This is a genomic window from Micromonospora haikouensis, assembly GCF_900091595.1.
GTDB lineage: Bacteria > Actinomycetota > Actinomycetes > Mycobacteriales > Micromonosporaceae > Micromonospora > Micromonospora haikouensis.
Genome location: NZ_FMCW01000039.1, coordinates 19601 through 34135, shown reverse-complemented (window position 1 = coordinate 34135; position 14535 = coordinate 19601). Strand labels below are relative to the sequence as shown.

14 protein-coding genes are annotated in these 14535 nt (G+C 72.7%); 4 read left to right on the top strand and 10 right to left on the bottom strand.

Going from position 1 to position 14535, the window contains the following annotated elements; all coding sequences use genetic code 11:
- Window positions 1-31 precede the first annotated feature (31 nt).
- From GA0070558_RS29065 to GA0070558_RS29035, 7 genes are all read right to left on the bottom strand, one after another.
- On the bottom strand, window positions 32-769 hold the full coding sequence (locus GA0070558_RS29065; protein WP_256092183.1) for a G5 domain-containing protein: 738 nt from the start codon (window positions 767-769) through the stop codon (window positions 32-34).
- A 258-nt stretch (window positions 770-1027) separates the two neighbouring features.
- Window positions 1028-2233, bottom strand: coding sequence for a saccharopine dehydrogenase family protein (locus tag GA0070558_RS29060; RefSeq protein ID WP_091285634.1), 1206 nt, complete (start codon window positions 2231-2233; stop codon window positions 1028-1030).
- A complete protein-coding gene (locus GA0070558_RS29055) occupies window positions 2233-3654 on the bottom strand; it encodes an NAD(P)/FAD-dependent oxidoreductase (RefSeq protein WP_091285631.1) in 1422 nt (473 codons plus the stop codon). The genes GA0070558_RS29060 and GA0070558_RS29055 overlap by 1 nt, the downstream gene beginning before the upstream one ends.
- Complete coding sequence (locus tag GA0070558_RS29050; protein WP_256092182.1) at window positions 3651-4493, bottom strand: ABC transporter permease; 843 nt, start codon at window positions 4491-4493, stop codon at window positions 3651-3653. The genes GA0070558_RS29055 and GA0070558_RS29050 overlap by 4 nt, the downstream gene beginning before the upstream one ends.
- Window positions 4490-5404, bottom strand: a complete 915-nt coding sequence (locus GA0070558_RS29045; RefSeq protein WP_091285628.1) for an ABC transporter permease — start codon at window positions 5402-5404, stop codon at window positions 4490-4492. The genes GA0070558_RS29050 and GA0070558_RS29045 overlap by 4 nt, the downstream gene beginning before the upstream one ends.
- Window positions 5401-6567 (bottom strand): ABC transporter ATP-binding protein, encoded by a 1167-nt coding sequence (locus GA0070558_RS29040; RefSeq protein WP_077936253.1) that lies wholly within the window; start codon window positions 6565-6567, stop codon window positions 5401-5403. Before GA0070558_RS29040 ends, GA0070558_RS29045 begins: the two co-directional genes overlap by 4 nt.
- Before the next feature lie 5 nt (window positions 6568-6572).
- Complete coding sequence (locus GA0070558_RS29035; RefSeq protein ID WP_091285626.1) at window positions 6573-7757, bottom strand: polyamine ABC transporter substrate-binding protein; 1185 nt, start codon at window positions 7755-7757, stop codon at window positions 6573-6575.
- Between the two features lie 209 nt (window positions 7758-7966).
- On the opposite strand from GA0070558_RS29035, the gene GA0070558_RS29030 reads away from it, so the two are divergent.
- The gene (locus tag GA0070558_RS29030) at window positions 7967-8479 is read left to right on the top strand and encodes an Lrp/AsnC family transcriptional regulator (protein ID WP_077936247.1); all 513 of its coding nucleotides are present in this window, start codon (window positions 7967-7969) and stop codon (window positions 8477-8479) included.
- Here the strand turns inward: GA0070558_RS29030 and GA0070558_RS29025 are convergent.
- Together GA0070558_RS29025 and GA0070558_RS29020 are read right to left on the bottom strand one after the other, a co-directional pair.
- Complete coding sequence (locus GA0070558_RS29025; RefSeq protein WP_091285679.1) at window positions 8458-8658, bottom strand: DUF397 domain-containing protein; 201 nt, start codon at window positions 8656-8658, stop codon at window positions 8458-8460. The two genes, GA0070558_RS29030 and GA0070558_RS29025, sit on opposite strands and share 22 nt — an antisense overlap.
- A 23-nt stretch (window positions 8659-8681) precedes the next feature.
- On the bottom strand, window positions 8682-9452 hold the full coding sequence (locus GA0070558_RS29020) for a DUF5753 domain-containing protein (RefSeq protein WP_091285623.1): 771 nt from the start codon (window positions 9450-9452) through the stop codon (window positions 8682-8684).
- A gap of 1227 nt (window positions 9453-10679) precedes the next feature.
- Here GA0070558_RS29020 and GA0070558_RS29015 point away from each other — a divergent pair.
- Both GA0070558_RS29015 and GA0070558_RS29010 read left to right on the top strand, forming a co-directional pair.
- A complete protein-coding gene (locus GA0070558_RS29015; protein WP_077936245.1) occupies window positions 10680-12026 on the top strand; it encodes an aspartate aminotransferase family protein in 1347 nt (448 codons plus the stop codon).
- A 31-nt stretch (window positions 12027-12057) separates the two neighbouring features.
- Window positions 12058-13434, top strand: a complete 1377-nt coding sequence (locus GA0070558_RS29010) for an NAD(P)/FAD-dependent oxidoreductase (protein ID WP_091285620.1) — start codon at window positions 12058-12060, stop codon at window positions 13432-13434.
- 55 nt (window positions 13435-13489) lie between these two features.
- Here the strand turns inward: GA0070558_RS29010 and GA0070558_RS29005 are convergent, their stop codons facing one another.
- Window positions 13490-13870, bottom strand: coding sequence for a DUF3499 domain-containing protein (locus GA0070558_RS29005; RefSeq protein ID WP_074476608.1), 381 nt, complete (start codon window positions 13868-13870; stop codon window positions 13490-13492).
- A gap of 175 nt (window positions 13871-14045) precedes the next feature.
- Here GA0070558_RS29005 and GA0070558_RS29000 point away from each other — a divergent pair, with 175 nt between their 5' ends.
- Window positions 14046-14495, top strand: coding sequence for a metallopeptidase family protein (locus tag GA0070558_RS29000; protein ID WP_007455785.1), 450 nt, complete (start codon window positions 14046-14048; stop codon window positions 14493-14495).
- Window positions 14496-14535: the final 40 nt, after the last annotated feature.

Here is a 14535-nt window from a genome sequence, read left to right as displayed (position 1 = left end):
TCGCCGGCGACTTGGGGTGGGGCGGAGGGGGTTAGTCGCAGCCGTAGCCGTCGTTGTCGCGGTCCAGGTCGTAGATGTCGACGCCGATGACCTTCACCGGACCCGTGACGTACGCGGGGCCGTTGCCGCCGCCACCGGCACAGTCGACGTCGCTGGCGATCGGCACGCAGCCGCTGTAGTTGGGGTCGCACTGGCGCTCCTGCTTCGTGCCCACCGCGACGACCTGGGTGACCGGCTGCTTCGTGACGACCGACCGGAGCAGCTTCCGGCCGGTGGGCACCCCGTCGGTCAGGGTGACCTGGTACGTCAGCGTGCGGACCCCGTTGACTCCCCGGGTGCGGACGACCCGCTTGCCCTTGGCCAGGGACGGGTCCTTCACGGTCCGCTCCGCGTACCGGATCGTCTGTGTCTCCTTCTCGGTGCGCGTCTCCACGGTCGGGGGCGTGGCCGTCGGCGACGACGGAGCCGCGGAGACGGTGGGCGCCGGCGCGGTAGCCGGCGCGGCCGCATCGGACACGGCCGGCTCGGGGGCGGCGGCGGGCGGGCTGGCCTTGGCCGCCACGGCGGTACGCCCCTGCCCCGGGTCGTCGGCGAGGGTCCCGACGACGGCGGCTCCCGCGCAGCAGAGCAGCACGGTCGACAACAGCGCGCCGCCCAGGACGACACCGACCCGCTGCCCGGGCTGGAGGCGACGGAACCATCCCGCCCGGGCAACGGATGGCACGACGGGGGTGGCGGGGTTTCGGTGGTACGGCGGCTGATGGGTCACGACACCGAGTGTCACCAGGGAGGGGCGGCTCGGTAACCGCCGTACCGATCCTCAACGACGTCGATCGGCAAACCGGCCGATACGTACAGTCCGGGGCGGAAACCGGGCAGGCGGCATCGTGCCCCATCCGGGCGGGAAGGGTCGTACGGGTCGGCGGAGAGCCGCCGTACGGGGCCGCCACGGCCCGGCCTTCCGGCCGTACGGGCCGTTAATAGGGGGCCCTTCCTATACCGAAAGCGTTAACAAGGTGCCCTTCCTTTACAGCCGGTCCTCCAGGCCCCAGGGGGAGCCGTAGATCGTCAGCAGGTCCAGGAACGGGCGCGGGGGCAGCGCCTCGGGGCCGATCACACCGGTGCCGGCCCACTCCCCCGTGGCGAGCAACTCCAGGGCGACGACCGGGTTGACGGCGGTCTGCCAGACGACGGCCTGGTGGCCGTACTCGGCCATGGACCACTCGTTGTCGACGACGTGGTAGAGGTAGACCTCGCGGGGCTCGCCGTCCTTGCCCACGCCGGTGACCCAGGTGCCGGCGCAGGTCTTGCCGCGCATCCGGTCGCCGAGGGTGGCCGGGTCGGGTAGGGCGGCGGCGACCACGTCGCGCGGGGACATCCGCACGCCGCGCACGGTGACCGGCTCGGTGGAGTCGAGGCCGAGCTTGTGCAGGGTGCGCAGGACCTCGATGAACTCCTCGCCGAGGCCGTACTTGAAGGTGACCCGCCGGGCGTCGACCCAGCGCGGGATGAGCAGCACCTCCTCGTGCTCGACGTTGACGCACTCGACGGGGCCGATGCCCTCGGGGAAGTGGAAAACCTCGGGCTCGCTGAACGGTTCGGTGGTGAACCAGCCCTGCTCGCGTTCCCAGATCACCGGCGGGTTGAGGCACTCCTCGATGGTGGTCCAGATGGAGAACGACGGGGCGAAGTCGTAGCCTTCGACGGTGAGGTTCGCGCCGTCGCGTACCCCGATCTCGTCGATCTCGGCGAAGAGTTCGTCGGCGGCGTAGCGGGCGAAGACGTCGGACAGGCCCGGTTCGACGCCGATGCCGCACAGGGCGAGCCGGCCGGCGGACGCCCAGCGGTCGGCGACGGCGAACTGCTCGTCGCCGAGCTTCACGCCGGTCTCGGCGTAGGGGCGCTTCGGGTGCGGGTGCGACAGGGACATGGCCATGTCGAGGTAGTCGGCGCCGGCCGCGTACGCGCCGTCGAAGATCGGCATGACGAAGCGCGGGTCGACGGCGTTGAGCACGTGGGTGATCCGGTGTTCGCGGCACAGCGCGGCGACGGCGTCGGCGGAGGAGGCGTCGACGGTCGCGGCGACGAACCGGTCGCCGTGGCCGGCGACGGCCCGCGCGGCGCGGGCGGCGTCGGCGTCGGCGACGACCATGGTGTCGAAGAATGTTCGGCGGGCGGCGATGGCGGCGGCGGCGGAGCCGACCCCGCCAGCGCCGACGAGCAGGATACGCATCAGGAATCGAACCCCAAACCAAGACGATCGAGCGTACGGAGCCACGGGTTGCGCCGGCCGTCGCGCGCGTCGGCGCGGGCCAGCGACCAGCGGGTGAGGTGGATGCCGGCGGCCCGGACGGGCTCCGGCGGGAACGGCAGCGGCTTGCCCCGGACGAGGGCGAGCCGGGTGAGCGGGGTGTCCGCGCCGGCGAGCAGGTCGAGCATGACGCGCGCGCCGAATCGGGTGGCCCCGACGCCGAGGCCGGTATAGCCGGCGGCGTAGGCGAGCCGGCCGTCGTAGGCGGTGCCGAAGAACGGGCAGAACCGGGTGCAGGTGTCGATGACGCCGCCCCAGCGGTGGCTGAACCGGACGTCGGCGAGTTGCGGGAACGTGGTGAAGAAGTGCTCGGCGAGGGCGGTGAAGGTGGCGGGGCGCTGCTCCAGCGCGGGGGCGACCCGGTTGCCGTGGTGGTAGACGGCGTCGTAGCCGCCGAACAGGATCCGCCCGTCGCGGGTGATCCGGTAGTAGTGGAACTGGTTGCCGGTGTCGGCGAGGCCCTGCCGGTTGCGCCAGCCGATCGCGTCGCGCTGGGCGTCGGTCAGCGGCTCGGTCATCAGCGCGTAGTCGTAGACGGGCACGACCCAGGCCCGCAGCCGGCGCAGCAGCGGCGGGAACGCGTTGGTGGTGAGCACGACCCGGCGGGCGCGGACGACGCCGGGGGCCTGCTCGACGCCGCCGGCCGTGCTGGCGGCCACGGCGGCGGCGTCGCCGCGCAGCCCGGTGACCCGGGTGTGCTCGTGGATCCGGACGCCCAGGTCGAGGCAGGCGCGGCGCAGGCCCCAGGCGAGCTTCGCCGGGTCGAGCATGGCCACCCGGTCACGGTCCCACATCCCGCCGAGGTACGTCGGCGAGTCCACCTCGGCGCGCACCTCGTCGCGGCCGAGCAGCCGCACGTCGTGGCCGTGGCTGCGGGCCAGCTCCGCGTCCTCGGCAAGCCCGTCGAGCTGGTACGGCCGCACGGCCACGGCCAGCTCGCCGGTGCGCTCGAAGTCGCAGTCGATGCCGTACGCGTCGACGGTGGCGGCGATCGCGGCGAGGTTCTCCCGGCCGAGGCGTTCCAGCTCGGCGACCTCCCCGGGGAACCGGGCGACGCCGTTGGCGAGGCCATGGGTGAGCGAGGCGGAGCAGAACCCGCCGTTGCGCCCCGACGCGGCCCAGCCGCAGGTGCCGGCGTCGACGAGCAGCACGTCGGTGTCGGGGTCGGCCTGCTTGGCGAGCAGGGCGGCCCAGAGCCCCCCGTACCCGCCGCCGATCACCAGCAGGTCGGCGGTGTGCGCGCCGGTCAGCGGGGGCAGCGGGTCGGGGCGTTCGGGCCGGTCGAGCCAGTACGGTACGGGCGCCGCGTCGGCGAGCGCCCGGCCGGTATGCGGGAGGATCATGACGGGCTCTTCGCCCGCCGGCCGGTCGCCGCTGCGACCGGGAGGGTGTGCCGGCGGGCCCGCCGCCCGCGCAGCGAGCTGAGCCCGACGAGCAGCAGCGCGATGGCGAACATGGCCGTGCCGATGACGTTGACCTGCGGCGGGATGCCCCGCTGGGCGGCACCCCAGACGTACATGGGGAACGTGACGGTGGTGCCGGCGTTGAAGTTGGTGATGATGAAGTCGTCGAAGCTGAGCGAGAACGCCAGCAGCGCGGCGGCCACGATGCCGGGGAGCACCAGCGGCAGGGTGACCAGGCGGAACGTCTGCCACGGGCTGGCGTACAGGTCGGCGGCGGCCTCCTCCAGCCGGCGGTCCATGCCGGCGAGCCGGGCCTTGACGGTGACCACCACGAACGACACGCAGAACATGACGTGGGCGATGACGACGGTCCAGAAGCCCTGCGGCACCCCGGCGGAGACGAACAGGGCCAGCAGCGAGGTGCCCATGACCAGCTCGGGGGTGGCCATCGGCAGGAAGATCAGCACGTTGATGCCGGAGCGGCCGGTGAACCGGTGCCGCACCAGCGCGAACGCCATCAGGGTGCCGAGCACGGTGGCGACGACGGTGGCGATGAAGCCGATCTGCACGCTGCGCACCACGGCGTCGCACATGTCGGAGGTGGCGCAGGGCTGCCGCCAGTTGTCGAGGGTGAACTCGTTGAAGTCGTACGACAGGCGGCTCGACGGGCGGTTGAACGACAGGGCGGCGACCACGGCGATGGGCAGCGACAGGTAGCCGAGGACGAGCAGGGCGACGCCCATCACCCAGTGGTCGGCGAGCCAGCGGGAAACCTTCACAGCACCTCCTCCGTGCCGGCGCGGCGCAGGTAGACGAAGACCACCGCGAGGATCGCCGCCATCAGCAGGAACGACAGGGCCGCGCCCTGCGGGTAGTCCAGCCGGACCAGGAACGCCGAGTCGATGACGTTGCCGATCATGTATTCGTTGGGGGTGCCGAGCAGCTCGGCGTTGATGTAGTCGCCGGTGGCCGGAATGAAGAACAGCAGCGTGCCGGCGATCAGGCCGGGCATCGACAGCGGCAGGGTGACCCGGCGGAACGTCTGCACCGGGCTCGCGTACAGGTCGCCGGCCGCCTCCAGCAGCCGGTAGTCGAGCCGCTCCAGGCTCGCGTACAGCGGCAGCACCAGAAACGGCAGGAAGTTGTACGTCAGCCCGAGCACCACCGCGACGGGGGTGGCGAGCAGCCGGCCGTCGGGGCCGAGCAGGTGCACGTCGCGCAGCAGCCCGACCAACCAGCCGTTGTCGGACAGGATCGTCTTCCACGCCAGGGTGCGCACCAGGAAACTGGTGAACATGGGGGCGACGACGCAGACCAGCAGCAGGTTCTTCCACCGGCCGGCCTTCTGGGCGATCGCGTACGCCAGCGGGTAGCCCATCAGCAGGCCCAGCACGAGCGCGATCCCGGCGTAGAGGAACGACCGGCCCAGCTGCGGCCAGTACGCCTGCACCGCGTCGGGATAGTTGCCGAACGCCCAGGTCAGCGCGTACCCGGTGGAGAGCGAACCGGCGGGGTCGTAGAGGCTGGCGGCGGCGAGCTGGAACAGCGGCACGGCGAAGAACAGCAGCAGCCAGGCCGCGCCGGGCAGAAGCAGCAGGTACGGCAGCAGCCGGTGCCGCCCGCCCCGGGGCGGCGGCGGGGGCGGCGCGGGTTGCCCCGTCGACGTGGGAACGTGGGCCAGCGCGGTCACGAGGACGCACCCACCGGCTCGTCGAGCAGGCCGGCGGTGGCGTCGTCCGCGCCGGGCGGGCGGGGCAGCAGGAACGCGTGCCGGGGGTCCCAGTGCGCCACCACGGACGCGCCGACGGGCACCCGGCCGCCGAGGCCGCTGTTGGCCGCGAACGCGGTCAGTTCGCTGCCCCAGCCGGTGCGCACCAGATACTGGGTGCTGACCCCCACGTACGAGGCGTCGGTGACCACACCGGTCACGTACTGGTGGCCGGCGGGGACCCGGTCGGCGGCGTCGACGAGGTGCAGCTTCTCGGGGCGTACCCCCAGGTAGACCGGGCCCGAGGCGACCCGGGCGCGGCCGGCGGGCACGGAGTAGCGCGCGCCGTGGGCGGTGACCGGCACGTCGGACCCGGCGGGCCCGGCGGCCTCGGCGGCGAGGAGGTTGGACTGGCCGAGGAAGTTCGCCACGAACGCGGTGGCCGGGTATTCGTAGATGTCGGCGGGCGCGCCGAGTTGCTCGATCCTCCCGGCGTTCATCACCGCGACGGTGTCGGCCATGGTCATGGCCTCCTCCTGGTCGTGCGTGACGTGCACGAAGGTGATGCCGACCTCGGTCTGGATGCGCTTGAGCTCGATCTGCATCTGCCGGCGCAGCTTCAGGTCGAGCGCGCCGAGCGGCTCGTCGAGCAGCAGCACCTGCGGCCGGTTGATCAGCGCCCGGGCGAGCGCGACGCGCTGCTGCTGCCCGCCGGAGAGCTGGGCGGGCCGGCGGTGGCCGAAGTCGGCGAGCTGCACCAGGGCAAGCATCCGGTTGACCTCGGCGTCGACCGAGCGGATGCCGCGCCGGCGCAGCCCGAACGCCACGTTGTCGAAGATGTCGAGGTGCGGGAAGAGCGCGTAGCTCTGGAACACGGTGTTGACCGGCCGCTTGTACGGGCGCAGCCGGGCGATGTCCCGGTCGCCGAGGAGCACCTGCCCGCTCGTCGGCTGCTCCAGGCCGGCGATCATGCGCAGGGTGGTGGTCTTGCCGCACCCGGACGCCCCGAGCAGGGCGAAGAACGAGCCCTGCGGGATGGTCAGGCCGAGGTCGTCGACCGCGGTGAAGATGCCGAACCTCTTGGTCAGGTTGACCAGCCGCAGGTCGCCGGCCGGCGCGTCGTGTCCCGTCGTCTTCGCGCTCATCCCCGTCACGCCCCGATGACCTGCTGGAACTTGCCCTCGAACTCCTTCTCCTGCTTCTCGTCCAAGGCCATGAACACCTTGGACTTCGACAGCAGCGCCTCGTCGGGGAAGATCAGCGGGTTGGCGGCCAACTCCGGGTCGATCTTCTCCATCTCGGCCTTCGCGCCCTGCACGGGGCAGATGTAGTTGACGTACGCGGCGAGCTTCGCGGCGACGGCCGGCTCGTAGTAGTAGTTGATCAGCTCTTCGGCGTTCGCCTTGTGGGTGGCCTTGTTGGGCACCATCATGTTGTCGCTGAAGAGCATCACGCCGGAGTCGGGCGCGACGAACTTGATCTTGTCGTTCTCCCCGGAGAGCTGGATGATGTCGCCGGACCAGCCGACGCACGCCGCGATGTCGCCCTTGGCGAGGTCGGGGGCGTAGTCGTTGCCGGTGAACTTGCGGATCTGCCCGGAGTCGACGGCCTTCTTGAGCTTGTTGAGCGCGTCGTCGAACTGGGCGGTGGTGAAGTTCGCCGGGTCGTGTCCGTTGGACTGCATCAGCAGGCCCATCGTGTCGCGCATCTCCGACAGCGCGGTGACCTTGCCCTTGAGGTCGGGCCGGGTCAGCAGCTCGTCGACGGTGCGGATCTCCTTGGTGACCGACCCGTTGTACGCGAGGCCGGCCAGGCCGGACTGCCACGGGACGGCGATGCGGCTGTCCGGGTCGAAGGAACGGTTGAGCAGCGACGGCAACAGGTTCGCCGTCACGTTGGGGATCTTCGCCGGGTCGAGCTTCTGGATCCAGCCGAGCCGGATCATCCGGGCGGCCATCCAGTCGGTGAGCACGATGATGTCCCGCCCGGTGCCCTGACAGGCCGCGAGCTGGTTCTGCACCTTGCCGAAGAACTCGTTGTTGTCGTTGATGTCCTCGGTGTAGGTGACCTGGATGCCGGTCTTCGCGACGAACGCGTCCAGGCTCGGACGCTTCGACTCGTCCTTCTCGTCGACGTCCATGTATTGCGGCCAGTTCGAGAACGCCAGCTTCTTCTCCGTGCCGGAGAGGTCTTCGCTGACGCAGCCGGCCTCGGTCTGCACGGCGCCCTTGGTGCCGCAGCCGGCGAGCGCGCCCGCCGTGGCGAGCATCGCGGCCGAGCCGAGGGTGCCGGTGAGCAGACCACGCCGGGTGAGGGGCCGGAGGGGAGTTCGCATGTGACGACTCCTAGGGGGTCATCGTCGGCGGGCGGGACGGGGGAGGCCCGACGGCGGGAGGGTCTTCAGGCGATGGACGACTGATCCTGACATGAGCCGACCTGCCTCACAAGGGATTCCGTTGCGGGCGTAGCAATGCACCACGAATTACGCCAGACTGCGCCGGGGCATTACGATCCCGGAGGAGAAGCGGACATGGGGAGCTGACGATGGTCATCCGACAGCAGGAGAGCGGCGGCGGAGGTCGGCGCGTCACCGTGCGTGAAGGTGCCAGTCACGCTCTGCTGGACGACGTCGCCAAGCAGATCATCGAGCAGCTCCAGGAGGACGGCCGCCGGCCGTACGCGACGATCGGCAAGGCGGTCGGCCTGTCCGAGGCGGCGGTGCGCCAGCGGGTGCAGCGGCTGCTCGACGCCGGGGTGATGCAGATCGTCGCGGTCACCGACCCGCTCCAGCTCGGCTTCCCCCGGCAGGCCATGATCGGCCTACGCACCGACGGGGACCTGGAGACGGTGGCCGACCGGCTCGCCGAGTTCGAGGAGGTCGACTACGTGGTGATCACCGCCGGGTCGTTCGACCTGCTCGCCGAGGTGGTGTGCCGAAACGACGCACACCTGCTGGAGATCCTGCAGCGGCTGCGCGCCGTCGACGGGGTGCTCGCCACCGAGGCGTTCGTCTATCTCAAGCTGCGCAAGCAGACCTACAGCTGGGGCACCGCCTGAGCCTGCCCGACGAAGGCCCGCCAGGCGGCCGGGGCGAAGCTCAGGGTGCCGCCGTCGCGGTCCTTGCTGTCGCGCACCAGCACCCGGCCGGGCAGGTTGTCGGCCACCTCGACGCAGTCGCCGCCGTTGTTGCTGCTGCGGGTCGCGGTGCGCCACCGGGCACCGGTCAGCACGCCCATGGGCGCGTCCGTCAGCGCGTCGGTCAGCTCCACGTCGTCGCCACCTCTCTGATCAGCGCGGTCGACCCGCGGCCGGGCAGCGCCTCACCGGTGACGCTCTCCCACCTGCGCCTCAGGCTAGCAACGTCGACCGGCTCGTTGACGACCTGACCGCGAAGCTGGTTGTCGATATATGCCAACTCTGCCCCGTCGGGCAGACCGGCGAGGACGAACGGCCCGGCCAGCCCGGTGTGCCACGGGCTCTCGGCCGGGATCACCCGCACCTGCACGTGCTCCCGCTCGGCCGCCGCCGCGAGGTGGGCGACCTGCCCGGCCATCACCGCCCTGTCGCCGACCACCCGGCGCAGCACCACCTCGTCGATCACCACGACGAGCTGCGGCGGGGCCTCGGCATCGAGGATCGCCTGCCGGTCGAGCCGGCCGGCGACGATCCGCTCCACCTCGGCCGGCGGCAGCAGCCCGCCGGTGCTCAGGATCGCCCGCGCGTACGCCTCGGTCTGGAGCAGCCCCGGCACCAGCAGCGGCTGGTAGGAGCGGATGGAGACGGCGATTCGCTCCAGCTCGGCCCACTTGTGGAACCAGGGCAGGTTCCGGCGGCGGCCCGGATGCGGCCACAGCTCGGCGACCTCCCGGCCGAGCACCTTGGCCACCGCGTACCGGGTGCGCGCGTGCGGGATGCGCCCCTGCGACACCCACCGGCCGGCCGTCTTCGGGTCAACCCGGACCTTGCCCGCCAGCGAATCGGCGGTCTCCCCCACGGCGGCCATCGCCACCCGCAGCGTCTCGTTGCCCATCGAGCATCCTGTCGCGGTCACGTGTAGTGGGCACCATAGCGACGCAGGGTGCTGACGGTGGGCCCGAAACGGCAGGTGGCGGCGGGACCTGTTCCGCACGTCTCGCGCGCATTCGAGATGGGTGTCGAACGCCCGCCGGATGCCCCGACAACGTCCACCACTCACCGGACCACCGGCCCGCACCACCCACCCGCCCGGCCGCCCCGACCCCGCCTGGCCGGCCGCCCGACCCCCGCCCGCCGGACTGCCCACCCATCCACCCACCCGCCTGCCTGGCCAGCCGGACCGGGTAGCCGGGCCGGGCGGGTAGGCGGCGGGGTGGCCGGGCCGGTCAGGCGGCCGGGCGGCCTCAGGGGCGCCCGCCCGGCGGGGCGAAGGTCCCTCGCGCCACTAGGGAGCTGATGTCGTAGATGACTCACCCCACAGCCCCAGCCCCACAGTCCGGGCCTCCACGCCGCCTCCCAGGCACCTCGCCCGCCGCGATCCGGCCGCCCCGAACGCAGATCTTGGAGCGAAATGGCCCCTCCAGGGGCCGAAATCTTCCAAGATTCACCCGTCCCCGTCCCCGTCCCCGTCCCTGTCCCCGCTGAGCCTCTACCCCCCGCCCCGCCCCGCCCCGTCCACGCTCACACCCCCGCCCCGCCCCGTCCACGCCCCCTCCCGTTCCCGTCCATGCCCTGCCCCCGCGCACGTCCGGCGTGGGGGCGGCCGGGGTGGCGGGGGATGCGGCGGGGGCGACTGGGGTGGCCGAGGGTTGGTGGCGTGGGGATGTGGCGGGGATGCGGGGACTGCGGGAGGTGTGGTCGGGGGCGGGTGATGTCGTTGGTGACTCAGCTCCCTAGGGCTCACCGTGTGCCCGCACCCGGCCGTCCCGCGCAAGGGCACCGGCCGATCCGCAGGACCCGCGTGCCCAGTGAGCCCCGCGAGACCCGCACGGCACGGGGAGAGCCGCAGGACCCGCGCGGGCCGCGAGAGCCGGGAGAGCCGCGAGAGCCGGGAGAAGGGCAGGGAGCCGGGAGAGCCGGGAGAGGGGCAGGGAGCCAGGAGATGCGAGAGATCAATCACGATGCGGATTCCGTTGCCCACAGCGCCTGAGCGCGCCGAATCCGTTGCCCAGCGGGTCAAGTGCCACCGATACCACTTGCCTTTCGGCGTGCGGCTGTGGGATAACCGTGGGCAGAGCGGCCGGTGTCACCCCTGACCGGCCCGAGACCCGATGGGGCTGACATGGCCAACGCCACTGACCACCTCTGGATGCACTTCACCCGGATGGCCAGCTACTCCGCAGGCGAGGTGCCGACGATCGTGCGCGGCGAGGGCGCGTACGTGTGGGACTCGCAGGGCCGCCGTTACCTGGACGGGCTGGCCGGTCTCTTCGTCGTCAACGCCGGCCACGGGCGCACCGAGCTGGCCGAGGCCGCCGCGAAGCAGGCCGGCGAGCTGGCCTACTTCCCGCTGTGGTCGTACGCGCACCCGAAGGCCGTGGAGCTGGCCGAGAAGATCGCCTCGCTGACCCCGGCCGACCTGAACCGGGTCTTCTTCACCACCGGCGGTTCCGAGGCCGTCGAGGCGGCGTGGAAGCTGGCCCGGGCCTACTTCAAGCGGACCGGCAAGCCCAACAAGTACAAGGTCGTGAGCCGCTACATCGCGTACCACGGCACGTCGATGGGCGCGCTGTCGATCACGGGGCTGCCCGGCATCAAGACCGACTTCGAGCCGCTGGTGCCGGGCGCGGTGAAGGTGCCGAACACGAACTTCTACCGGGCCCCGGAGCACGGCGACTCGCCCGAGGCGTTCGGCCGGTGGGCGGCCGAGGAGATCCGGCGGGCCATCGAGCGGGAGGGGCCGGACACGGTCGCGGCGGTCTTCCTGGAGCCGGTGCAGAACTCCGGCGGCTGCTTCCCGCCGCCGCCCGGCTACTTCGAGCGGGTCCGCGAGATCTGCGACGCGTACGACGTGCTGCTCGTCTCCGACGAGGTGATCTGCTCGTGGGGGCGGCTCGGCGAATACTTCGGCGCGGTCCGCTACGGCTACCGGCCGGACATCATCACCACCGCGAAGGGCATCACCTCCGGGTACGCCCCGCTCGGCGCGATGATCGCCAGCGACCGGTTGATGGAGCCGTTCCTCACCGAGACCGGCATGTTCGCCCACGGGGTGACCTTCGGCGGCCACCCGGTCTCCTGCGCGGTGGCCCTGGCCAACCTGGAGGTGTTCGCCCGGGAGGACCTGATCGGGCACGTCCGGGCCAACGAGGACGCCTTCCGCGCCACCCTGGAGAAGCTGCACGACCTGCCGATCGTCGGCGACGTGCGGGGCGACGGCTACTTCTACGGCATCGAGCTGGTGAAGGACAAAGCGACCCGGGCGACGTTCGACGAGGCCGAGTCGGAGCGGCTGCTGCGCGGGTTCCTCTCCACCGCGCTGTTCTCCGCCGGGCTCTACTGCCGGGCCGACGACCGGGGCGACCCCGTCGTGCAGCTCGCGCCGCCGCTGATCGCCGAGCAGCAGCAGTTCGACGAGATGGAGCAGATCCTGCGGGCGGTGCTCACCGAGGCGTGGGCCCGGCTGTAACCGCCGAGCCGACGCGAAGCCGGGCCGTCGCATGCGCTACCAGGAGCTGTCGTACTGGCTGTCCAGCGTGGACGAACCGTTGGCTCCCCGCCCGCCGCTGGGCGGGGACGCCGACGCGGACGTCGTGATCGTCGGGGCCGGCTACACCGGGCTGTGGACGGCGTGCTACCTCGCGCTCGCCGACCCCACGTTGCGGATCACGGTGCTGGAGGCCGAGATCGCCGGGTACGGCGCGTCGGGGCGCAACGGGGGCTGGTGCTCGGCGCTGTTCCCCACCTCGCTGCCGGCGTTGGCCCGCCGGCACGGCCGCGACGCGGCGCTGCGGATGCAGCGGGCCATGCAGGCCACCGTCCGCGAGGTGGGGCGGGTGGCCGATGCCGAGGGCATCGACTGCGACTGGCACCTCGGCGGGACGGTGACGCTGGCCCGCAGCGCGGCCCAGCTCGGCCGGGCTCGCGCGGAGGTGGCGCAGGCCCACGCGCACGGCCTGGCCGCCGACGACCTGGTGCTGCTCGACGCGGCCGAGGCCGCCGCCCGCTGCGCTGCCGACGGGGTACGCGGCGGGACGTACACCCCGCACTGCGCCGTGGTGCACCCGGCCCGGCTGGCTCGCGGGCTGGCCCGGGCGGTCGAGCGTCGGGGGGTGACCGTCCACGAGCGGACGCCGGTGACCGCGATCCGGGCCGGGGCGGCCGTGACCCCGGCCGGGGCGGTCCGCGCGCCGGTGGTGGTGCGGGCGACCGAGGGGTACACGCCGGGGTTGCCCGGGCAGCGGCGGGTCGTCGCGCCGGTCTACTCGCTGATGGTGGCCACCGCGCCGCTGCCCGAGGAGACGTGGGCGCGGATCGGGCTGGCCGAGCGGGAGACGTTCTCCGACCACCGCCACGTGATCATCTACGGGCAGCGCACGGCCGACGGCCGGCTGGCCTTCGGCGGGCGGGGCGCGCCGTACCACTTCGGGTCCCGGGTGCGGCCCGAGTTCGACCGGGAGCCCCGGGTGTTCGCCGCGCTGCGCCGGACGCTGGGCGAGCTGTTCCCGGCGCTCGGGCCGCAGGTGCCCGTGACGCACACCTGGGGCGGCCCGCTGGGCGTGGCCCGCGACTGGTCGGCGTCGGTGGGGCTGGACCGGGCGACCGGGCTCGCCTGGGCCGGCGGGTACGTCGGCGACGGGGTCGCGACGACGAACCTCGCCGGGCGCACCCTCGCCGATCTGATCCTCGGCGCGGACAGCGACCTGACCGATCTGCCGTGGGTGGGGCACCGCTCGCCGCGCTGGGAGCCGGAGCCGCTGCGCTGGCTGGCCGTCAACGCGGGCCTGCGGGTGATGCTCTCCGCCGACCGGGCGGAGCTGCGCACGGGACGGCCGGCCCGGCGGGCCGCCGTGTTCCAGCGTTTCCTCGGCCACTGAGCGGCCCGGCGCGCGCCTCCGCGGCGCGCCGACGGCGGGCATGGTGGACCGGCGGTCAGTGGTTCGGCGGGATCACCCGCAGGTGGCCGCGGCGGCCCGTCTGCGGGTTGTGGTGGTGCTGCGGGCCGCCGCCCTGGTCGTCGCTCGGCGGGCGGGGCGGCGCGGGCCGGGCGGCCTCGCGGACGGCCTCGGCGAGGGCGACCAGGTCGTCGGCGCTGGGCGGCGGGGGCTCGAACTCGCCCTCATGGCGGACCACGTTCCAGCCCCGGGGGGCCGTCAGGCTGCGCGCGTGGGGCTCACAGAGGTCGTACGTGTGCGGCTCGGCGAAGGCCGCGAGGGGCCCGACCACGGCCGTCGACTCGTTGTAGACATAGGTCAATGTGGCGACCGCTTGCCGGGGGCAGCCGTTTCTTGAGCAGCGCCGTGGTGACCTCACGGCGGGAGGGTATCTCCATTACCGGGTCCGGCGCACCGGTTCGCGTTGCGACACGCCCGTCATCGAGATCACAATTCGCAACATCCGACGCGTCGGGCGGTGACGGGCGGGGTCGGCGCGCCGCGACAGCCGCACAGCCGTGGGCGGGGCGACTCGGCGGGCTACCCTGTGCGTCATGACCAGTCCGGAACACCGCCGCCCCGGCCCCGGCCGGCGCGCCCACCGTGACCGCCACGGGCGGGGCCTGCGCGGGCGGCTGGTCCCGGCGACCGTGCCGCTGGCCCGGACCAAGGCCGAGGTCTTCGACGACCTGGTGCTCGACACGGTCGAGACCCTGGAGCGGCGGTTCGCCAAGGAACTGGCCGGCGTGGAGTTCGCGGTGGAGGACGTGCCGCCGGACCTGAACGTCTACGACTCCGACGTGCTGGAGGACGGCGAGGTGCCGCTGGCCCGGCTGCTGCCGGGGCGTCCCGGCCGGCAGGAGGTCCCGCCCCGGATCGTGCTCTACCGCCGGCCGCTGGAGTTCCGGGCCATGGACCGGGAGGACCTGGCCGACCTGGTGCACGACGTGATCATCGAGCAGGTGGCGAACCTGCTGGGTGTCGACCCGGACGAGCTGGCGTAGCCGACCGGCTCCCGGCCCCCGCCCGCCCAGCCGCGCTGCG